The 21,083-nt window shown below is 58.7% G+C and carries 23 protein-coding genes; 14 read left to right on the top strand and 9 right to left on the bottom strand.

Features of this window, described 5'->3' with window-relative positions; translation table 11 throughout:
• The first annotated feature begins 446 nt into the window (after positions 1–446).
• From KBY02_RS02750 to KBY02_RS02730, 5 genes are all read left to right on the top strand, one after another.
• On the top strand, positions 447–935 hold the full coding sequence (locus KBY02_RS02750; RefSeq protein ID WP_003345343.1) for an Hcp family type VI secretion system effector: 489 nt from the start codon (positions 447–449) through the stop codon (positions 933–935).
• Between the two features lie 50 nt (positions 936–985).
• Complete coding sequence (locus KBY02_RS02745; RefSeq protein WP_024651805.1) at positions 986–1,486, top strand: type VI secretion system amidase effector protein Tae4; 501 nt, start codon at positions 986–988, stop codon at positions 1,484–1,486.
• The gene (locus tag KBY02_RS02740; RefSeq protein WP_024651804.1) at positions 1,486–1,926 is read left to right on the top strand and encodes a type VI secretion system amidase immunity protein Tai4; all 441 of its coding nucleotides are present in this window, start codon (positions 1,486–1,488) and stop codon (positions 1,924–1,926) included. Before KBY02_RS02745 ends, KBY02_RS02740 begins: the two co-directional genes overlap by 1 nt.
• A 22-nt stretch (positions 1,927–1,948) precedes the next feature.
• Positions 1,949–2,389, top strand: a complete 441-nt coding sequence (locus tag KBY02_RS02735; RefSeq protein WP_024651803.1) for a type VI secretion system amidase immunity protein Tai4 — start codon at positions 1,949–1,951, stop codon at positions 2,387–2,389.
• A 568-nt stretch (positions 2,390–2,957) separates the two neighbouring features.
• Positions 2,958–3,191, top strand: coding sequence for a DUF6124 family protein (locus tag KBY02_RS02730; RefSeq protein WP_003313478.1), 234 nt, complete (start codon positions 2,958–2,960; stop codon positions 3,189–3,191).
• 40 nt (positions 3,192–3,231) lie between these two features.
• On the opposite strand, the gene KBY02_RS02725 is transcribed toward KBY02_RS02730, so the two are convergent.
• The 4 genes from KBY02_RS02725 to KBY02_RS02710 form a co-directional block, all read right to left on the bottom strand.
• Entirely contained in the window at positions 3,232–4,389 is a 1,158-nt protein-coding gene (locus KBY02_RS02725) for a phospholipase D-like domain-containing protein (RefSeq protein WP_003313479.1), read from the bottom strand.
• Position 4,390: 1 nt separating this feature from the next.
• Complete coding sequence (locus KBY02_RS02720; protein ID WP_011268811.1) at positions 4,391–4,972, bottom strand: YceI family protein; 582 nt, start codon at positions 4,970–4,972, stop codon at positions 4,391–4,393.
• 89 nt (positions 4,973–5,061) lie between these two features.
• Positions 5,062–5,391 (bottom strand): hypothetical protein, encoded by a 330-nt coding sequence (locus KBY02_RS02715; RefSeq protein ID WP_003405911.1) that lies wholly within the window; start codon positions 5,389–5,391, stop codon positions 5,062–5,064.
• Positions 5,388–6,494, bottom strand: a complete 1,107-nt coding sequence (locus KBY02_RS02710) for a serine hydrolase domain-containing protein (RefSeq protein ID WP_225649749.1) — start codon at positions 6,492–6,494, stop codon at positions 5,388–5,390. Before KBY02_RS02710 ends, KBY02_RS02715 begins: the two co-directional genes overlap by 4 nt.
• 234 nt (positions 6,495–6,728) lie before the next feature.
• Between KBY02_RS02710 and olsB the strand changes: the two genes are divergently transcribed.
• Together olsB and KBY02_RS02700 are read left to right on the top strand one after the other, a co-directional pair.
• A complete protein-coding gene (gene olsB, locus KBY02_RS02705) occupies positions 6,729–7,484 on the top strand; it encodes an L-ornithine N(alpha)-acyltransferase (protein WP_003405915.1) in 756 nt (251 codons plus the stop codon).
• A complete protein-coding gene (locus KBY02_RS02700; protein WP_011268813.1) occupies positions 7,484–8,278 on the top strand; it encodes a lysophospholipid acyltransferase family protein in 795 nt (264 codons plus the stop codon). Before olsB ends, KBY02_RS02700 begins: the two co-directional genes overlap by 1 nt.
• Here KBY02_RS02700 and KBY02_RS02695 read toward each other — a convergent pair.
• Positions 8,236–8,835, bottom strand: coding sequence for an ACP phosphodiesterase (locus KBY02_RS02695; protein WP_003405918.1), 600 nt, complete (start codon positions 8,833–8,835; stop codon positions 8,236–8,238). The genes KBY02_RS02700 and KBY02_RS02695 overlap by 43 nt on opposite strands.
• 164 nt (positions 8,836–8,999) lie before the next feature.
• On the opposite strand from KBY02_RS02695, the gene KBY02_RS02690 reads away from it, so the two are divergent.
• The 3 genes from KBY02_RS02690 to KBY02_RS02680 are packed head-to-tail and all read left to right on the top strand — an operon-like array spanning position 9,000 to position 11,580.
• The gene (locus tag KBY02_RS02690) at positions 9,000–9,314 is read left to right on the top strand and encodes an ArsR/SmtB family transcription factor (protein ID WP_003405921.1); all 315 of its coding nucleotides are present in this window, start codon (positions 9,000–9,002) and stop codon (positions 9,312–9,314) included.
• Between the two features lie 28 nt (positions 9,315–9,342).
• A complete protein-coding gene (locus KBY02_RS02685) occupies positions 9,343–10,509 on the top strand; it encodes an MFS transporter (RefSeq protein ID WP_024640932.1) in 1,167 nt (388 codons plus the stop codon).
• Between the two features lie 21 nt (positions 10,510–10,530).
• The gene (locus KBY02_RS02680; protein WP_003405927.1) at positions 10,531–11,580 is read left to right on the top strand and encodes an alkene reductase; all 1,050 of its coding nucleotides are present in this window, start codon (positions 10,531–10,533) and stop codon (positions 11,578–11,580) included.
• Positions 11,581–11,653: 73 nt separating this feature from the next.
• Here KBY02_RS02680 and KBY02_RS02675 read toward each other — a convergent pair whose 3' ends face one another.
• The 4 genes from KBY02_RS02675 to KBY02_RS02660 all read right to left on the bottom strand — a co-directional run bounded on the left by KBY02_RS02675 (position 11,654) and on the right by KBY02_RS02660 (position 15,510).
• Entirely contained in the window at positions 11,654–12,457 is an 804-nt protein-coding gene (locus KBY02_RS02675) for a hypothetical protein (RefSeq protein WP_225649747.1), read from the bottom strand.
• Between the two features lie 136 nt (positions 12,458–12,593).
• Positions 12,594–13,445: a hypothetical protein gene (locus KBY02_RS02670; protein WP_057458325.1), complete on the bottom strand. Its 852-nt coding sequence runs from the start codon at positions 13,443–13,445 to the stop codon at positions 12,594–12,596.
• Positions 13,446–13,543: 98 nt separating this feature from the next.
• Positions 13,544–14,536, bottom strand: coding sequence for an NAD-dependent epimerase/dehydratase family protein (locus KBY02_RS02665; RefSeq protein WP_024640930.1), 993 nt, complete (start codon positions 14,534–14,536; stop codon positions 13,544–13,546).
• Between the two features lie 74 nt (positions 14,537–14,610).
• On the bottom strand, positions 14,611–15,510 hold the full coding sequence (locus KBY02_RS02660; protein ID WP_024640929.1) for a LysR family transcriptional regulator ArgP: 900 nt from the start codon (positions 15,508–15,510) through the stop codon (positions 14,611–14,613).
• 95 nt (positions 15,511–15,605) lie between these two features.
• Between KBY02_RS02660 and KBY02_RS02655 the strand changes: the two genes are divergently transcribed.
• The 4 genes from KBY02_RS02655 to KBY02_RS02640 all read left to right on the top strand — a co-directional run bounded on the left by KBY02_RS02655 (position 15,606) and on the right by KBY02_RS02640 (position 20,975).
• Positions 15,606–16,208, top strand: a complete 603-nt coding sequence (locus KBY02_RS02655) for a LysE/ArgO family amino acid transporter (RefSeq protein WP_060409694.1) — start codon at positions 15,606–15,608, stop codon at positions 16,206–16,208.
• 191 nt (positions 16,209–16,399) lie between these two features.
• The gene (gene sodB / locus KBY02_RS02650; protein WP_003405945.1) at positions 16,400–16,981 is read left to right on the top strand and encodes a superoxide dismutase [Fe]; all 582 of its coding nucleotides are present in this window, start codon (positions 16,400–16,402) and stop codon (positions 16,979–16,981) included.
• 403 nt (positions 16,982–17,384) lie between these two features.
• Positions 17,385–19,436, top strand: coding sequence for a putative bifunctional diguanylate cyclase/phosphodiesterase (locus KBY02_RS02645; protein WP_003405946.1), 2,052 nt, complete (start codon positions 17,385–17,387; stop codon positions 19,434–19,436).
• 180 nt (positions 19,437–19,616) lie between these two features.
• Positions 19,617–20,975, top strand: coding sequence for an imelysin family protein (locus KBY02_RS02640; protein ID WP_057458320.1), 1,359 nt, complete (start codon positions 19,617–19,619; stop codon positions 20,973–20,975).
• Positions 20,976–21,083: the final 108 nt, after the last annotated feature.

Here is a 21,083-nt window from a genome sequence, read left to right as displayed (position 1 = left end):
CAATCATCGAGACGCCTGATGAAGCAGATGACCTTCGCCGACGCCGAATACGCAGCATGGAAAGTTTCTCTTGGTCAATACCAGGTTGGTAAAAGGACGTCTAGGCATGAACGAAGCTGTGCATGCCCATACCACTGACCGAGTTTCAAATGGAGGCATTGTGGGTGCAGCGCCAAACAGATCCTGTAATGGATCCGTTCAGCCATTTTACGCTCGGCACTTGCAGCCGCAACTCAAAGCAAAGCCATTTTTATTTATAAGGCAGCACTCTGAGAGTGCACAGCGCCTGAAAGATTCTGTACGACCATTCTGACAACAAGTAGAGATATTTCAGTCAACACCAAAGGTTTCTGACCACCACGTTCGATAAAAATAAAGATTACGCTGCTGAAACATATGGATACCTGTATGCAACGTAAGACCGATCGAACGTGGAGATTTGAAACATGGCATTTGATGCGTACATCAAAATCGAAGGTATTCCAGGCGAAGCGCTGGATGATCGCTACAAGGACTGTATCGAGATCACCGGGTATGGTTTCGGCATGCACCAAAGTACCTCCGCCACGGCGAGCTCTTCAGGAGGCGCCTCGTCGGGTCGGACGTCCTTGAGTGATTTCACGTTCACCAAATCACTGGACAAGTCGAGCTGCAAGCTCATGGAAAGTTTGTGCGCGGGCAAGCACCTGAAGGAAGTCGTCTTGTCACTGCATCGTGCAGGCGGAGACAAGGTCAAATACTTTGAAGTGCTGCTGGAAGAAGTCATCATTTCCAACTACACCCAGCATGCCAACGATGGCATCCCCAGCGAGACCATCAGCCTCAATTACGGAAAAATAAAAACCACCTACACCCAGCAGAAAAGGTCTGACGGCGCTGGAGGAGGTAATGTCTCGGGGGGCTGGAACCGTATCAACAACAAGGTCTATTCCTGACTTCTTGAAAGTCTATGTATGAGACATTATGACAGGTTCAAGGAAAGACTATGACACGGCCATTTTTTACTGCCGCATGGGCAGCTTCGCAACATATTTATGATCCGGTGGCACCGGAAAAACGAGTGGCAGAGGTGATTGGGGGATTCGTCGCACAGAATATAAATAATCCTGATGCGTTGGCAAAATGGAAAAACACCTGCGCAGTCAGAATGAGCTATATTCTAAATTACACAGGAGCAAAAATCCCAAAAATATCAAATCAGACAGTATCCGGAGAGGATCGAAATCAATATTTTTTCCGCATTGCTGACCTCAAAAACTTTCTGATGAGAAACTGGGGAAAACCACAGATCGTCAAATACCCGCCCTCTGATAGTGGAGCATTGGCCAACAAAAAAGGCATCATAGTATTTGAAATATCAGGCTGGTCGGACGCTCGAGGACATGCAACTTTGTATGACGGGAGCATCTGCTACGACCATTGCTATTTCAACGAGCCTGACGTCAACTATCGGACAGATCAGGCAAATTTCTGGAGCCTTACTTAATGCGTTCGTTTCGTGCAGCAATCCTGATTTTCTTTACGCTCGGTACGCCTAGTATTTATGCATCTGTTACGCCAACGTCACCAGAGGGAATGTACCGCACTCATGCACAAAACTATAAAGACCTTGTTCTTTCCACCTGCATCGCCAGCGCTTACAAATATAATAAAAACGTCAAGATAGATACCGGCAGCAGTATAACCGCGCTACGCGACTGGGCGAATTATGACTGGGAAAAAAGCCCTGAAAAGCTTAGAGAACTTGTGGACAATTATCTCGCTAGAGACTATACAAACCCACTGGTTGAGTCCGAAATAAAAGACGTGAAATTTGACTTGCTTAAGTGCCTTGATCTTTACCATAGCAAAGAGCTAGACGCATTGACAAAGAAGGTCGTAATCAACCCTACGCATACCGACATACAAGACTATAAAAAACACTAGGCAACACAAGGAGCTAAATGCCATGAGGCTATTTCTTGCAACCACGAAACTAATTCTCTTGTTAGCAACATCCAACTGCTTTGCCTACACACCCACCTCCTCACCCGAAGGCATGTACCGAACCTTTGAAAAAAACTACAAGGACATGGCGCTCGCCACCTGCATAACCACCGCTTATAAATATGACGTAAACGTCGGAATTGACGCGGGCAGCAGTGTCAGTGCGCTGCGTGACTGGACCTACTATGACATGGAAAAAAGTCCTCTTGCCGTCAAGGCCCTGGTTGAAAAATACCTCGCGCGCGACTACACAAACCCGTTGGCCGAATCCCAGATCAAAGGTATAAAATTCGACCTGCTGAAATGCCTGGACATGTATCACAGCAAGGAGCTCGACGCGTTGACGAAGAAGGTCGTGACCCACCCGAATCAGACCTACATGCAGAATATCAAAAAACCTTAACCACTCCCTTCATGCAACAAGCCTGTCCGGCAAAAGCTGCACAGGCTATTTTCATTACAAGCACCCTACTCCGCACATTATCTGTAGGGCAGAGACATATCATGCTGCTTCACTGTGATCCGATAGCTGCTTAACGTCTCGCCCTCGGTGATGTACTGCTTGCTGAAATACTGACAAACAGCCCCCGTCACTTCCCCGCCTACACCGAAAACATCTTCAGAAAACCCATTTCGATAATTCTTGTAGGAATTATCAGCGGGAAGCCTCCCTTCCAATTGAAGGAAATTTCCGAGAAAATCCCGGCCTCTTGCGCTTGGCTATTCAGGTCTCTAGCCTTCATCGATCGCTGCCCAATCAGCGATCAGGTTTGGTAGACCTGCTTTTGCTGGCGCAATGTGCCACCTCCGCGAGGCGATCTCTTTCGTCCCGTTTTCATGGTGGCCGTGCGCATGGCATCTCCGGATGCACCGGGTGCCAGCAGCCGGTCTACCAACTTGCACACGGCCGCCACCTTATCGTTTGGTAGCGATGAGTGACGGCTCCCACAAGTTCTGCTGGAGTTGCAAACATGCCCGATAAAATCGTCCCCGACCCGCCCACCGCCCTGTTCACCGTCAACGCATCCGTCAGCCAGGAGGAAGCGCTCAACTACGCTTCGGATCTGCTGCGCTGCATCATTACGACGGCCTATGAGTCCGGCGACAGCACTCAGGGCACCAGCCGTGATCTGGCGTTTTCGGTGTTGCACATGGCCGAGATGGCCAAAGCCATGGTTGACCGTTCACTGGAATGCATCGTTTGAGCAGATGACAACCGGGGCCGCGCTCGGCCCCGCGCAAACCTCAGTTACGCTGATCCAGCAAGTTCACCACCAGCCGGTCGATCCAGCCCCACAAGCGCTGCTTGACCCGTCGCCACAGCGGTCTGGCTTTCCAGTCCGCCAGCGTGGTTTCGGCGCTCAGGGCGAAGTCTTTTTCGAAGCTGGCGACCACGTCGCGGGTCAGTCCGGGGTCGAGGGCTTCGAGGTTGGCTTCCAGGTTGAAGCGCAGGTTCCAGTGATCGAAGTTGCACGAGCCGAGACTCACCCAGTCGTCGATCAGGACCATTTTCAGGTGCAGAAAGCAGGGCTGGTATTCGAACACCTTGACCCCGGCGCGTAGCAGGCGCGGATAGTAGCGTTGACCGGCATAGCGTACGGACGGGTGATCGGTGCGCGGCCCGGTCAGCAGCAAACGCACATCGACGCCACGCGCTGCCGCCCGGCGCAGGGCACGGCGAACTTTCCAGGTGGGCAGAAAGTAAGGGGTTGCCAGCCAGATCCGCTTTTGCCCGGTGTTCAGCGCACGCACCAGCGATTGCAGGATGTCGCGGTGCTGGCGGGAATCGGCATACGCCACGCGGCCCAGGCCCTCACCGGTTGTCGGGGCCTTGGGCAGGTGATCAAGACCGAAGTTTTCTTTCGGACGCCAGGCGAAACGCCGAGCGTTGGCGTGGAACTGCCGGTTGAACAGCGCCTGCCAGTCAATCACCAGCGGCCCGGTGATTTCGACCATCACTTCGTGCCACTGGCTGGCGTCCTTGTCCGGCTCCCAGAACTCGTCGGTCACACCGGTGCCGCCCACCACGGCCAAGGCCTTGTCCACCAACAGCAGTTTGCGATGGTCGCGGTAGAAGTTGCGCACGCCGCGCCGCCAGTGGATCGGATTGTAGAAACGCAGAATCACACCGGCATCGGTCAGTTGCTTGCGCAGGCCGGCGTCGAAGGCTTTTGAACCGAAGTCATCGAACAGGCAGCGCACGATCACGCCACGCCTGCCCGCCTCGACCAGCGCGCGCACGATGGCGTCGGCGCAAGCCCCGGCTTCGACCAGGTACAACTCCAGATCGACCTGCTGCTCGGCGCGATCAATGGCTGCGATCATGCGCGGAAAGAACGCAGGGCCGTCGATCAGCAATTGAAAGCGGTTGTTTTCACGCCACGGGAAAATCGCACCGTTCATATCAGCGCGCCGTGAAGATCAGGACAGCCCCGACCGGGACCGAGAGGCTCACCGCCGACAATCCTGCGGCATTGCGCAAGGCTTTGAAGTCCGGGGCCATATCGAAATCCTGGGCATGGATCACCAGCGGCTCGAGCGTCACGACCTGAAAGCGCCGCTCGTCGAGACGCGTCGCCAGCAGCTCGGCGTTATAGCTGTGGGTCTTGCCGCGCAGGCTGACGGTCAGCGGTAAACGCAGTTCGAGCTGTGCGCCGGGCGCCAGGTTATTGATCGGGCGCATGTCGAGCTGCGCATTGATCTGAGCAGCCGGAAACTTGCGCACTTGAAACACCTGCTCTCGAAGGCGCTCGTCGCGCAGAGGAATGCCGGTGCTGACCGAGTCGGTTTCAACCTCTACCTCAGCCAGCCCCTTGGCGTCGACTTTGCCGTGCAGCACGAGAAAGCGATGCACCTCGGCAATATCGGCATTTTTGGTCGAGGTGAACGAGAGTCGCGATGACTCGTTATCCAGATACCAGTTCGCATGGGCAGGTAACGCCACTGCGGCCAGCATGACCAGCAGCAGGCGATTCATAGTGAGCATGCAGACTCCAGACGTGCAATTGAGGGCCACCTTATCCGCCTGTCTGACCGCTGGCAAACGCCTGCGTTCGGCGGCAATCCATCAAGCCCTCATGGCAGCAGGCGACAGCCCTGTCGCTCACCCTGCCACGATGCACTGCTGGTGCGTCCCAGGCCGCTGGCAATGACCCGTTTTTGACTGCTGTCGTCGACCAGGGTGCTGGGCAGATACTGCTTGATGTAGCCCTGGCAATACGCTTCGGAATTGTTCATGACGTACCTGCACGAACAGTATTCCTTGGCGGTGTAGGCACTGATGATGGTCGGAAATGCCTGCAGGTTGACACGGTACTGCCAGGCGAGTACGGCAAGTGCGGCAACGATCAACAACAGCAGGCTGCTGAAGGGACGGCGCAGGATGAACATTCGACGCGAGCTCATTGACCGCCCTCCTTGCCGAACGCGGCCTGTACGCGCTTGAGCATCTCATTGTGGTTGTAGGTACTGTCGCGGTCATCGGCATAGCGCACGATCACCAGCTTCTGATCGGGAATCACATACAGCGCCTGCCCCCAATGCCCCAGTGCCGCGAAGGTGTCGGGGGGAGCGTCCGGCCACGGTCCTTTGCCGCCATCGCCAGTGCGGTTAAGCCACCATTGACCTGCGGGCACTTCAACGCTGGCATCCACGCCTGCACCGGCAAACGGCGTCAGCACGAAGTCCATCCACTGCTTGTTCAGCAACTGCCGATCCTGCCATTGCCCGCCGCGCTGCATCAGCAGGCCGATGCGGGCCAGATCGCGGGCGGTCATGTAGGCATAGGAAGAGCCTACAAATGTACCTGCGCCATCGGTTTCCCAGACCGCACTGCGGATGCCGAGCGGGTCGAACAGCGCGGTCCATGGATAACCCGGATAAGCCTCATCGCCGACCATCTTTTTCAAGGCCGCCGCCAGCACGGTGCTGTCGCCGCTGGAATAAAGGTAAGTCTCGCCAGGGTGCTGGGCAGCGCTGTGATCGGCAGTGAAACGCGCCATGTCGTCACGCCCGCGGGTGTAGAGCATGGCAACCACCGAGGAGTTGAGCGGAGCGTATTCGTAGTCTTCCTGCCAATCCAGACCCGAAGCCCAGTGCATCAGGTCTTTGATGGCGATATCGGGGTGCGCCTTGAACGGCGTGTAGAACTTCGCCACCGGGTCATTCAGTTGAAAGCGCCCTTGTGCAAACGCCACCCCCAGCACCGTCGCCATGATGCTTTTGCTGATCGACCAGGTCAGGTGCGGCGTTTGCCCGGTGGTCACACCGGCATAGCGCTCGTACACAACTTCGCCATCACGAATCACCAGCAGCGCATCGGTGCGTACGCCCTTGCGCGTGGCGTCGTCGCGAGGCGGGAAAGCGTAACCCTCGAGCTCTTCGATGGCCGCAGATCGCGGCACAGACCGAGAAGGCCATTGCTCTGTCGGCCATGTTTGAGCAACGACGCCTTGGGTACTGAAACCCAGAATCAGAACCAGACACAGACGGACAAATCCACGCGGCATGACAAGGCCTCTAAAGAGTAATCCGCACACCGTATCAGCGTTTCATGACAGTCAGCTATCAACCCAAGAGCAGACGCAGAGGAAATGGCCACAGCGCTTCCCGTCACACAACCATCACCAAAGCTTCACAGGCATGACACGCCATCTCCCTAGCCTGCAGTTACGGCAAAGCGCCTGGACAAATCAGTCAACCAGCCCTTTCTGCATCTGCAAGGCTGGCTCATGGAGATTCGTATGACCCAGATCGCCCGCATTCGTGACAACACTTCTGAACGTCGTCTTCAGGCCGAGCGCCTGATTGGAGCGCGCGCCTTGCAGGAAGCACAGGCGTTGCGTTTCAGTGTGTTCAGCGAAGAGTTCAACGCTCGTCTCAACGGCGCGGAACAAGGCCTGGACATCGACGATTACGATGTTCACTGCTCGCACATCGGGGTACGCGACCTGAACACCGGGCGTCTGGTTGCCACGACCCGGCTGCTCGACCACCAGGCCGCCAACACGCTGGGGCGCTTCTACAGCGAAGAAGAGTTCAGCCTGCACGGGCTGGTCAATCTGCAAGGGCCGATCCTCGAACTGGGTCGCACCTGCGTCGATCCGGCCTATCGCAACGGCGGCACCATTGCGGTGTTGTGGAGCGAACTGGCCGAGGTGCTCAACGAAGGCGGCTACAGCTATCTGATGGGCTGCGCGAGCATCCCGATGCAGGACGGCGGTATTCAGGCCCATGCGATCATGCAACGCCTGCGCGAACGCTACCTGTGCAACGAGCACCTGCGCGCCGAACCGAAGAATCCGCTGCCGACCCTCGACATCCCGAGCAATGTGATCTGCGAGATGCCACCGCTGCTCAAGGCCTACATGCGTCTGGGGGCCAAGATCTGTGGCGAACCGTGCTGGGACGAAGACTTCCAGGTGGCCGACGTGTTCATCCTGCTCAAGCGCGACGACCTGTGCCCGCGCTATGCCCGCCACTTCAAGGCGGCCGTGTGATGAGCCGGTTGCGCGGCTATGCCCGCGTAGTCCGGGTGCTACTGGTCGTAGCGCTCGGATTGACGATTGCCAGCGCGTTCGCGGTCCTGGAACGTACCAGAATCGGAGGTTCGATGGAGCGCAGACAGCGCTGGAGCCGCTGGTTCATGGCGCGACTGACCAACGCCCTGCCGTTTCGCGTCACCGTGACAGGTCAACTGCCGACCCAGCCCATGCTGTGGGTCAGCAATCATGTGTCATGGACCGACATCGCCCTGCTCGGCATGCTCGCGCCGCTGTCGTTTCTGTCGAAGGCCGAAGTACGCACCTGGCCGGTAGCGGGCTGGCTGGCGCTGAAGGCCGGTACGCTGTTCATTCGTCGCGGATCGGGCGACAGCCGTCTGATCCAGAAGCAGATGTGCAACCACCTGCAACAAGGCAACGCACTGCTGATCTTCCCCGAAGGCACCACCACGGACGGCAAAAGCCTGCGCACCTTTCACGGTCGTCTGCTGTCCAGCGCCATCGACGCTGGCGTGCCGATTCAGCCGGTGGCCATTGGTTACTCGCGTGACGGCAAACCGGACCCGATAGCCCCGTTCATTGGCGACGATGACCTGCTGTCGCATTTGCGCCGACTGTTCGCCAACGAGCAGAGCGACGTGCATATTCACTTGCTGACACCGATCCCGACCGCTGACCAGGAACGTGCCGCACTGGCCTTCAAGGCCCAGCAGGCGGTTCAAGTGGCGTTGTTTGGCGAGCCGCAGGCTCAGCCGAGCGAAGTGGTTTCGCGGCCGGCCCGAGCGGCCTGAGCGAAATTCTCGAGCAGCGGATAGAACTCGGCGAAATCCGCACTCAAGGGCTGGTAAAGCGCCTGCAGTTCCTGCATGCCGCCGGCCAGCCCTTCGGGTCGTGACAGGCGTCGGGATATGCCGCTCAACACCTGCTCCAGCACCCCGAAATCCCGGTACGAACCCAACCAGTCCTGCGCCGCCATGCGCGGTGCGATCAGCGCCAGCCGCTCGGGCAACTGCGGCTCGGCAGCCAGCGTGGCATAGACCTTGCGGGTGAATGCGTCCAACGGCAGATCGGCATAACGATGCCAGTCGCGCGCCAGGCAATGATCGAAAAAGACGTCGAGCATGATGCCGGCATAGCGCCGTCTCTGCAGCGGAAAGCGCGCAATGGAGGCCTTGATCAGCGGATGACTGTCAGTGAAGGCGTCGATGCTGCGATGCAGACGAATCGCCGCTTCCAGCTCCGCAGGAAAACGTCCCGGCAGCGGACCTTTGACGAAGTCGCCATACAGGCTGCCGAGCAATTGAGCAGGCCGATGCCCACCAAGATGAAGATGTGCCAAGTAGTTCATGGCTGCAAGCCTAGGCCGCTTTCGGGCCTGCTGTCCATATATCGTTATAACCCGATATAGCGATTTGACCCATCCTAAGCACATAATCATATTTGTATATCGCGAAATACAGATATAAGGTTCGCTCTATCGCGATATAACGCTACACCGCCTGTGAGAACGACATGCCTATCGACCTCGACGACATAATAAAAGCCCTGGCCCACCCGGTCCGCCGAGAAATCCTGACCTGGCTGAAAGACCCGCGTGCAAGCTTTCCCGCCCAGGAGTACTCGATCGAACACGGCGTGTGCGCCGGACAGATCGATCAGCGTGCGGGATTGTCACAATCCACTGTCTCGGCCCATCTGGCGACCTTGCAACGCGCTGGCCTGATCAGCAGCAAGAAGGTCGGCCAATGGCATTTCTTCCGACGCAACGAAGAAGTCATACAGGCATTCGTTCAGGCGCTGGTTGAAGAACTGAACAACCCGACCTGATTTTTCAACGTTTACCAGGAGCTGCCCCGTGCCTCTTTCGCTACTCATTCTGGCCCTGAGCGCCTTCGCCATCGGCACCACCGAATTCGTCATCATGGGCCTGCTGCCTGATGTGGCGGCTGACCTTGGCGTATCGATCCCCGGTGCCGGCTGGCTGGTGACCGGCTATGCGCTGGGTGTCGCCGTCGGTGCGCCGTTCATGGCCATGGCCACGGCAAAACTGCCGCGCAAGGCTGCGCTGGTCACGCTGATGGGGATTTTCATCATTGGCAATCTGCTCTGTGCGCTGGCCAGTGACTACAACGTCCTGATGTTCGCCCGCGTGGTGACTGCGCTGTGCCACGGTGCGTTCTTCGGCATCGGCTCGGTGGTTGCCGCAGGTCTGGTGCCCGCCAACCGGCGTGCCTCAGCGGTGGCCTTGATGTTCACCGGCCTGACCCTGGCCAACGTACTGGGCGTGCCGCTGGGCACTGCGCTGGGTCAATACGCAGGCTGGCGCTCGACCTTCTGGGCTGTCACGGTCATCGGCGTGATTGCGCTGATCGGCCTGATCCGCTTCCTGCCGACCAACCGCAATGAAGAAAAGCTCGATATGCGCGCTGAACTGGGCGCTCTCCGCGGTGCCGGCATCTGGCTGTCGCTGACCATGACTGCGCTGTTCTCGGCGTCCATGTTCACCCTGTTCACTTACATTGCCCCGCTGCTCGGCGAAGTCACCGGTGTATCGCCCAACGGCGTGACCTGGACCCTGCTGCTCATCGGTCTGGGCCTGACCGCCGGCAACGTGATCGGCGGCAAGATGGCCGACCGCCGCCTGTCATCCACGCTGATTGGCGTGTTCGTCTCGATGGCGGTGATCTCCACCGTACTCAGCTGGACCAGCGCCGCGCTGATCCCGACTGAAATCACCCTGTTCCTCTGGGCAGTCGCGGCCTTCGCTGCCGTCCCGGCGCTGCAGATCAACGTGGTGACCTTCGGCAAGGCGGCACCCAATCTGGTTTCAACCTTGAACATCGGCGCCTTCAACGTCGGCAACGCACTCGGCGCCTGGGTCGGTGGCAGCGTCATCGCCCACGGTCTGGGCCTGACCAGCGTACCGCTGGCGGCAGCCGTACTGGCAGTGCTGGCGCTGCTGATCACCCTGATTACTTTCCGTCAGACCGGCAATCCGGATCTGGCACACGCTACGCATTGATCAATTACGAGGATTCGATACATGACGACTATCTTTGACCCGATCACCCTGGGCGATCTGCAACTGCCCAACCGCATCATCATGGCCCCACTGACACGCTGCCGTGCCGATGAAGGCCGTGTACCGAACGCGATGATGGCCGAGTATTACGTTCAGCGCGCCTCGGCCGGCCTGATCCTGACCGAAGCCACCTCTGTCACGCCGATGGGCGTGGGCTACCCCGACACCCCGGGCATCTGGTCCAACGACCAGGTACGTGGCTGGAGCAATATCACCAAGGCCGTGCACAACGCCGGTGGCCGTATCGCCCTGCAGTTGTGGCACGTGGGCCGTATTTCCCACCCGTCCTACCTGAACGGCGAAACCCCGGTCGCGCCGAGTGCCATTGCGGCTGAAGGGCACGTGAGCCTGATGCGCCCCATCACACCACTGCCAGTACCTCGCGCGCTGGAGCTGGCGGAAATCGGTGACATCGTCGAGGCCTATCGCGTCGGTGCGGAAAACGCCAAGGCTGCGGGCTTCGACGGCGTGGAAGTGCATGGCGCCAACGGCTATCTGCTCGAACAGTTCCTGCTGACCGGCAGCAACCAGCGCACCGACGAGTACGGCGGTTCGGTGGAAAATCGTGCGCGTCTGCTGCTCGAAGTGACCGACGCAGTCATCGATGTCTGGGGCGCTGGCCGTGTAGGTGTTCACCTCTCGCCTCGCTTCGACATGCACGACATGAGCGATGCAAACCGTGCTGAAACCTTCAGCTACGTGGCCAAAGAGCTCGGCAAGCGCGGTATCGCCTTCATCTGTGCCCGTGAGCATGATGCTGAAGACAGCCTCGGCCCACAGTTGAAGAAGGATTTCGGCGGCGTTTATATCGCCAACGAGAAGTTCACCAAAGACAGCGCCAATGCCTGGCTGGCAGAAGGCAAGGCCGACGCAATCGCGTTCGGTGTGCCGTACATTGCCAACCCTGACCTGCCGGAGCGGCTGGCCAGCGATGCCCCTCTGAACGAAGCCCATCCGGAGACGTTCTACGCCAAAGGGCCGGTCGGTTACATCGACTACCCGCGCCTGTAAAACGTTACTGCAAGGCAAAAAACCCTGACTCGCAAGAGTCAGGGTTTTTTTATCGCCCGTGTAAGGGTAACCGCTACGGCGCAACGTCAGGCTTGACTGTACCTAGTACATTGCCTTCGGCGTCGGTGATCGTGCCATCCGCCATCTTCCAGCGACCGTCCGGGTAGTTGACCGAGCCATCCGCAAAAACCCAGGTTCCATCCTTGTGCTGGATATCACCATTGGGGTGCTCTGTAGAACCATCGGCATGCACGGTCGTGCCGTCAAGGTTCTGCACGGCTCCGTCAGAATGGGTGACGGATTGACCATCTGCAGACTCGACGCTGCCGTTCGGATAGCTGACAGTACCGTCCGCGTTGTTCACGCTGTTGGGCGGCTGGACCAGTTGCAGGACGCCCGTTGCGGTGTTGACGACTGCCAGTAGTTTGTCCAGACGCGAAGATGCAGCAGGCACCGGGGGCACCGTCTGCGCTACCGGCTCACTGGTAGAGGGCTTGACCTGCGGTTTGACTGGCGGCTTGACGGGGTCCGTTGTCTTGACCGGCGGTTTCACAGGCGGCTCGACCGGTTTCGTGGTCTTGACCGGCGGTTTCACAGGCGGCTTGACCGGGTCCGTTGTCTTGACCGGCGGTTTCACAGGCGGCTTGACCGGGTCCGTTGTCTTGACCGGCGGTTTCACAGGCGGCTTGACCGGGTCCGTTTTCTTGACCGGCGGTTTGACTGGATCTTTCGCCTTGACCGGGGGTTTGACGTTTACCTTTGGCTTGATTGATACCGGATACTCAAGATGCATGGGCTGAAGTTCTTCAGCAACGAACCCATCTTTTTCGGTTGTGTCTTTGTGCATATCGGTGTGCATCTCTTTGATTCCATTCATTATTGAAACTCCATTTATTTAACTGAAACGCAAGCGTAAGCCCTCCCTCCACTGGCAGGCATATAACTATCTAGCGAGTGCAAAAAAACCGGGCCACCTGCCTGCCGCTATGGGCAGCAGCAGGCAAGGTGCGGTATCAACGACGTGCGTTGAGCTGTTGCGAGAGGTTCTGGATCTGACTGTTAAGCGTGTTGATGCTACGGGTGACCTGCGCACGGAAGGCATCGAACTCGGCAGTATTGCCGCCTGCTGACGGTGCCGGAGTATTTTCCTGCTCGCTCTTGAGCACCATCAGCTCTTGTTCAAGTCGCTCGACAGCAGCCGAAGGGTTGCTCTGCTTTTTCAGGGCTGCGACATCGGCTGCCACGCTCTTGATCTGGGCGTCCAGCTTGCCCTGCTCAGCCTGAGCGGTTTTCAGGTCAGGCAACGCTGTTTTCAGCGCAGCCAGTTCAGCGACAACGCTTTTCAATTGTTCCTGCATCTGCGCGTTTTCGGTTTGTTGTTGCGCCGTTTGCGCGGCCATCTGCTCCAGACGCTTGTCGAGACTGCCTTGCTGACCTTCAACGCCTTCACGCTGTTTGTCCTGGTCTTCCAGTTGCGCTTCGAGCAACTTGATGCGCTGCTTGAGGGCTTCGCCGTCACTGGACAGCGATTCGGTGGCCACAACCTTGCCGGAGATATCCTGCAAACGCCCCGCCGCCTCTTCGCTGATACGCGCAAAGCTTTCCTGCGTCGCCACCAGTTGTTGCTCCATCAGGGACACTTGCTGAAAGCTCCACCAGCCAAGGCCGCAAAACGCAATGAACAGCGCACCGACCAATGCCCAGAGCGGCCCGGTGCTCGGCCCCTTGACCTTGACCACAGGCGTGGTGCGCGAATAGACGGTGGTGCGCTCGCGTGCGCCATTGCTCGGCGCAAAGTCGTCGTCATCGTCCTTGGCGCTCAGGCTGGGAACGTCATCGACATCGTCGTAGGGATCGTTGCGCATGAATAACCCTTCAGGAAGCTGTTAAATCAAAGTTCGTAAATCAAAGTTCGGCAGTATAACAACAGCGCAGAATCAATCTCACTGTGCTACTGCCGCATTCAGATCGGGTGCTGTGCCTGCCACCAGCCACAGAATTCATCCAGCGCCGTCCACAGGCTGACCTGCGGCTGATAATCCAGATAATGCCTTGCACGGCCGATATCAAGCGTGAAGTCCTTGTTCATGACCTGCATGCCCAGTCTGGACAGCGTAGGTTCAGGTCGGCCCGGCCACAGCATGCAGGCCGCTTCGTTGATCGCCGCCGCACTGTAGGCCAGCCCGTAAGAACGATAGCGGGTAACCTGAGGCAACTGCATCTGCCGCATCACATAATTGATCGCATCCCACAACGGGACCGGCGTGCCGTTACTGATGTTGTACGCCTTGCCCAGCGCAGACCCGGTTGCCAGCAAGCTGCTCAACAGCGCTTCATTGAGGTTCTGCATGCTGGTGAAATCGACCATGTTCAGGCCGTTGCCTACGATCGACAGACGCTTCTTGCGCTGCATGTGCAGCAGGCGCGGAAAGATACTGTTGTCGCCAGCACCGGTGACGAAACGCGGCCGCAGGGCAATCACTTCCAGGCCGAACTCTTCAGCGCCGAAGACCTTTTGCTCGGCCAGGTATTTGGTGGCCGCATAGTGGTTGTGGAAGCGCTTGGGCACCTGGTCTTCGGTGATATCGCGGCGCGAGTGACCATTGAAATAGATCGACGGCGATGACAGGTGGACCAGCCTGCGCACTCTTTGTTTCAGGCAGCCCTCGACAATGTTCTCGGTGAGTTGCACGTTGCCCTGCACAAAGTCCTGACGACGCCCCCACATGCCGACGGAGCCGGCGCAATGCACCACGGCCTCGACGTCATCGCACAGCGCGCGCACCAGATACGGGTCGGCGAGGTCGCCCTGAATGAACTCGGCGCCGCGTCTGACCAGATGCTCGACCGCATCGGCACGACGGCCATTGATCCGCACGCTCATGCCCTGCTCAAGGGCAAAACGCGCAAAGCGTCCGCCGATGAAGCCACTTGCGCCGGTGACCAGAATTTTCATTTACCGCTCCATTAACGCGTCTGCGTGACAGGGGTAACCCGACACGCATTGATTACACATGATCGTAATGACGATCATTCATCGCTCAACGGCACCAGCCAGTGGGCAGCATGTTGAGCCAGATGCCCGGTGAGACGTGTCAGCAACTGACCACCGTTGCGCCAATGGTGCCAGTACAACGGCACATCAATACAGCGATCCGGCAGCAGTTCAAGCAGCGTGCCGCTGCGCAATTGCTCGCGCACTTGCAGTTCGGGCGCCAGCCCCCAGCCCATTCCGGCTTCGATCATACGGATGAAACCCTCGGAAGAAGGGCACAAATGATGCTCGAAACCGTCCTGCACACCAAGCAATGCCAGATAACGATGCTGCAAAAGATCATCCGGCCCGTAAACGAGCGCCGCTGATCTGACCAGTTTTTCGGGGCTGACACCGTCTGCAAAATGGCGCGCGATGAATGCCGGGCTGGCCAGCGCCCGATAGCGCATCGCCCCCAGCAACTGACTGCGCGCCCCGGCCACCGGGCGCTCACTGCCACACAGACACGCTGCGACTTCGCCAGCGCGCATGCGTTTGAGCCCGACGTCCTGATCTTCGAGCACCAGGTCCAGCAACAGACGATGCTGCGTGCAGAAGTCACCAATGGCCGGTGCCCACCACGTTGCCAGACTGTCGGCGTTCAAGGCGATCCGCAAACGCTCGGGCATGCCCTCCTCGTCCAGTGCCGGCACCTGACTTTGCAGATCGCGCTCCAGCAAGCGGACCTGCTGCACGTGATTGAGCAGGCGTCGGCCGATGTCGGTCGGGCTCGGCGGCGTGGCGCGGACCAGCACCGGCTGCCCAATGCGCGCCTCCAGCAATTTGATCCGTTGCGAGACCGCTGACTGCGACAGCCCCAGCACCTGGGCCGCACGTTCGAACCCGGCCTGCTCGATAACTGCGGCGAGCGCGGACAACAGCTTGTAGTCGAACATCAGTTTCCCTAATGAGAGATGATGATTATTGGTTTTACTTATATCGCTTCAACATTGAAAGTCGCCACCTGAATCTGCTCGATGGGAACGTATTTATGTGGCAAAGCTACTTCAACGGATTGCTGATCGCCGCTGGCCTGATCATGGCCATCGGCTCGCAAAACGCATTCGTACTGGCTCAGGGGCTGCGCCGTGAACACCACGTGTCAGTCGCGATGCTCTGCATTATCTGCGATGCCATTCTGGTCGCCGCCGGGGTGTTCGGTCTGGCCAATGTGCTGGCGCATAACCCGACCCTGCTGGCGGTGGCGCGCTGGGGCGGTGTGCTATTCCTCAGTTGGTATGGCGTGCAGGCACTGCGCCGGGCCTGCTCGAAGCAGAGCCTCGAACACGGTGCCGCGGCTGGCAAAAGATCGCGCCGCACGGTACTGCTCAGCGCATTGGCCGTGACCTTGCTCAACCCGCATGTGTACCTGGACACCGTACTACTGATCGGCTCGCTCGGGGCACAACAGAGTGTGCCGGGCGCCTATGTAGCAGGCGCCGCGAGCGCTTCGTTGCTGTGGTTTTCCTGCCTCGCCATCGGCGCGGCCTGGCTCGCTCCCTGGCTGGCCCGCCCTGCCACATGGCGTCTGCTGGATGTGATGGTGGCGGTCATGATGTTCAGTGTGGCGTGGCAATTGATCCGTTCGGCCTGAAGGTTTCATGTCCGTTGAAGCAACAGCGCGGGAACCTCTATCCCACACAGTTGTTGCGTGGTTAAGCCGCAGGCCCGGTGCTATAGTCCGGGGTCTGCGCCGCAAAAGAGTAAAACTCCCGGTGCATGCTGTATCTGGCCGCCCGTGATCGGCCCTGCGACTACCGCAATTGACCTGAAAGGAGATAAACCATGGCTTTTGAATTGCCGCCACTGCCCTACGCCAAAGACGCTCTGGTGCCGCACATTTCTGCGGAGACTCTGGAATATCACCACGACAAGCACCACAACACCTATGTCGTGAACCTGAACAACCTGGTGCCTGGCACTGAGTTCGAAGGCAAGACCCTGGAAGAGATCATCAAGACCTCATCGGGCGGTATCTTCAACAACGCCGCTCAGGTCTGGAACCACACGTTCTACTGGAACTGCCTGGCCCCTAACGCTGGCGGCGAGCCTACCGGCGCTCTGGCCGAAGCCATCAACAAGGCGTTCGGTTCCTTCGACAAGTTCAAGGAAGAGTTCAGCAAGACTTCCATCGGCACTTTCGGCTCCGGCTGGGGCTGGCTGGTGAAGAAGGCTGACGGCTCCCTGGCACTGGCCAGCACCATCGGTGCCGGCAACCCGTTGACCAGCGGCGACACCCCGCTGCTGACCTGCGATGTCTGGGAACACGCCTACTACATCGACTATCGCAACCTGCGTCCGAAGTACGTGGAAGCGTTCTGGAATCTGGTGAACTGGGACTTCGTGGCCAAGCAATTCGCCTCCTGAGTCCAGCGTCATCGAAAAACCCGGCCTAGCGTCGGGTTTTTTATGTTTTCCGGCCGGTAAAGGTCGCTCACCCGATGCCTGTTTCACAGACGGCGTCGAACACCCGCCTGCCAGTCAGGCGAATCGCAAATCTTTTTTCGCCTGCCGCTCGTACTTTGTGTATTGTCAGAAAACGCTAGCTGACTCGTGCCACAACGTAATTCTCTATGACGTAATTCTTTACAGTGTTCTGCTCAGGTTACCTAACTGGCCACCCGACGCATTGAGGTGGCTTTGGCCAGCAGGTGCAAGGAACGCGAAGATCAGCCAGGCGTACCGGTTGTGACAAGGTCACGGCGTGCGGGCCTGGTTTTTCGAGGGTCATGAGGCGATATGCCCTCCGACACGAACTAAGGAACGGCCATTGAAGCTGGAACTCAAGAACAGCCTGTCGGTAAAGCTGCTGCGCGTTGTGCTGCTTTCGGCGCTTCTGGTGGGCGTCCTGCTCAGTTGTGCGCAAATCATCTTCGACGCCTACAAGACACGTCAGGCCGTGGCGAGCGATGCCGAGCGAATTCTCGGCATGTTCCGCGATCCTTCGACACAGGCCGTCTACAGCCTGGACCGCGAGATGGGCATGCAGGTCATCGAAGGCCTGTTCCAGGATGACTCGGTACGCATGGCGTCCATAGGGCACCCCAATGAAAGCCTGCTGGCCGAGAAAGACCGGCCGCTGAAAGACTCTCCCACCCGGTGGCTGACAGACCTCATCCTCGGCCAGGAGCGCAGCTTCACCACTCAACTGGTAGGCCGTAGCCCCTACAGCGAGTATTACGGCGACCTGCGCATCACTCTCGACACCGCCAATTACGGCGAAAGCTTTCTGGTCAATGCCGGCATCATCTTTGTCGCCGGCGTGCTGCGTGCGCTGGCAATGGGGCTGGTGCTGTATCTGGTCTATCACTGGCTGCTGACCAAGCCACTGTCAAAGATCATCGAGCACCTGATCGCGATCAACCCCGACCGCCCCAGCGAACACCAATTGCCGTTGCTCAAAGGCCACGAGAAAAACGAACTGGGGATCTGGGTCAACACCGCCAACCAATTGCTGGCCTCCATCGAGCGCCACACTTATCTGCGCCATGAGGCCGAGAACAATCTGCAGCGCATGGCGCAATACGATTTCCTCACCGGTCTGCCCAATCGACTTCAGTTGCAGACCGGGCTGGACAGGATTCTGGAAGATGCGGGGCGCCAGCAACACAGAGTGGCGGTTCTTTGCGTGGGTCTGGATGACTTCAAGGGCATCAACGAACAGTTCAGCTACCAGTCCGGCGATCAATTACTGCTCGCACTCGCTGACCGCCTGCGCGCGCACAGCGTACTGCTCGGCGCACTGGCGCGCCTGGGCGGCGACCAGTTCGCGCTGGTTCAGTCCAACATCGAACAGCCCTACGAGGCAGCAGAGCTGGCGCAGAATATTCTCGATGAGCTGGAGGCACCGTTCATTGTCGGTGACCAGCAGATTCGACTGCGGGCAACCATCGGCATCACGCTGTTTCCCGAAGACGGCGACAGCACCGAAAAACTGCTGCAAAAAGCCGAACAGACCATGACGCTGGCCAAAGCCCGCTCGCGTAACCGGTATCAGTTCTACATCGCCAGCGTGGACAGCGAAATGCGCCGCCGCCGCGAACTTGAAAAAGACCTGCGCGAAGCCCTGCCACGCAATCAGCTGTACCTGGTCTATCAACCGCAGATCAGCTACCGCGATCACCGTATCGTCGGCGTAGAAGCGCTGATCCGCTGGCAGCATCCGGAGCATGGCCTGGTGCCGCCGGACGTATTCATCCCGCTGGCCGAACAGAACGGCACGATCATCGTCATCGGAGAGTGGGTGCTGGATCAGGCCTGCCGTCAGCTGCGCGAATGGCTCGATCAGGGGTTCACCGATTTGCGCATGGCCGTCAACCTGTCGACCGTGCAGCTGCATCACGCGGAACTGCCCCGCGTGGTCAACAACCTGCTGCAGATCTATCGCTTGCCACTGCGCAGCCTGGAACTGGAAGTGACCGAAACCGGGCTGATGGAAGATATCAACACCGCCGCCCAGCACCTGTTGAGCTTGCGACGCTCCGGTGCCTTGATTGCCATCGATGACTTCGGCACCGGCTACTCATCGCTGAGTTACCTGAAAAGCCTGCCGCTGGACAAGATCAAGATTGACCGCAGCTTCGTGCAGGACCTGATCGATGACGACGATGACGCTACTATCGTGCGAGCCATTATCCAGCTGGGCAAGAGCCTGGGCATGCAAGTGATTGCCGAAGGTGTGGAGACCGTCGAGCAGGAGGCCTATGTCGTGACCGAGGGCTGTCACGAAGGCCAGGGCTATCTGTACAGCAAGCCGCTGCCGGGTCGCGAACTGCTGGCTTACCTCAAGCAGTCGCGTCAGGACCATGCCGCCAGTCTGTGAGCCGATTTGCATGCTCCCGGCCATTCACCTCATCTTGAAACCGACTGTTACAACCTGCCGAATGCCTGAACACGCCCACACAGGCGTTTTGCCTTTACATCGAATGCAAATCTTTCGCATTATGTCGCAGATTTTATGGGCGCACCCCCGCCATCACCTTTATCGACGCAGGATTCCGTCATGATTCGTATGCCTCTGGCAACCGCAAGTCTGTTGGCCATCGCTATCTCTCTCGCCGGTTGTGGCGAAGGCAAGGACAAGGCTGCCGCACCGGCTCCCGCGCCAGCCGCTGCTCCGGCGACGCCGGCTGCGACGCCTGCTGCTCCTGCTCCGGCAGCCGCCGCCCAGACTGACGACGCGGCGGCCAAGGCTGTGGTCGCGAACTACGCCAACATGGTGTCCGCCGTGTTCGACGATGCCGAGGCCGGCGCGAAAAAACTCAGCACGGCCGTCGACGCCTTCCTGGCCAAACCCAACGATGAAACCCTGAAAGCCGCCCGTGAGGCGTGGATCGCTGCGCGTGTGCCGTACATGCAGAGCGAAGTCTTCCGCTTCGGTAACACCATCATCGATGACTGGGAAGGACAGGTTAACGCCTGGCCCCTGGACGAAGGCCTGATCGACTATGTGGCCAAGGATTATCAACACGCACTGGGCAACCCGGGCGCCACTGCCAACATCATCGCCAACACCGAGATTCAGGTCGGCGAAGACAAGGTCGACGTAAAGGAAATCACCTCCGAAAAACTCGCCAGTCTGAACGAGCTGGGCGGTTCCGAGGCCAACGTCGCCACCGGCTACCACGCCATCGAATTCCTGCTCTGGGGCCAGGACCTGAACGGCACTGGCCCTGGCGCCGGCGCACGTCCGGCCAGCGATTACCTGCAAGGGGCTGGCGCAACCGGCGGCCACAATGATCGCCGCCGTGCCTACCTCAAGGCCGTCACCGACCTGCTGGTCAGCGACCTTGAAGAAATGTCCGGTAACTGGAAGGCCGGCGTCCCCGACAACTACCGCGCCACGCTGGAAGCCGAATCCGGCGAAAGCGGTCTGCGCAAAATGCTCTTCGGCATGGGCAGCCTGTCGCTGGGTGAACTGGCGGGCGAGCGCATGAAAGTCGCACTTGAAGCCAACTCCAGCGAAGACGAACACGACTGCTTCAGCGATAACACGCACAACTCGCACTTCTACAACGGCAAGGGCATTCGCAACGTTTACCTGGGCGAGTACACCCGCACCGACGGCAGCAAGGTCAGCGGCCCGAGCCTTTCGTCTCTGGTCGCCAAGGCAGACCCGGCCACCGACGCCACCTTGCGCGCTGACCTGGACGACACTCAGGCCAAGTTGCAGGTCATTGTCGATCACGCGAACAAGGGCGAGCATTTCGACCAGTTGATCGCTGCCGGCAACACGGCTGGCAATCAGGTGGTGCGTGACGCCATCGCCGCGCTGGTCAAACAGACCGGCGCTATCGAGCAGGCGGCTGGCAAGCTGGGCATCACTGACCTGAACCCGGACAACGCCGATCACGAGTTCTGATCAACCGCGTTTGTTGCAGTAACCATCCATGCCGGTCAGTTCGCTGACCGGCATTTTTTGTGTCTGATTGACAGGCATCGTTTGCAACTGCCGTGCGCGTTGACCTGC

The sequence above is a fragment of the Pseudomonas sp. P129 genome (assembly GCF_020312195.1).
GTDB lineage: Bacteria > Pseudomonadota > Gammaproteobacteria > Pseudomonadales > Pseudomonadaceae > Aquipseudomonas > Aquipseudomonas fragariae.
Note: the sequence above shows the minus strand (reverse complement) of the source record. Positions and strands in the feature narration are given on the sequence as shown.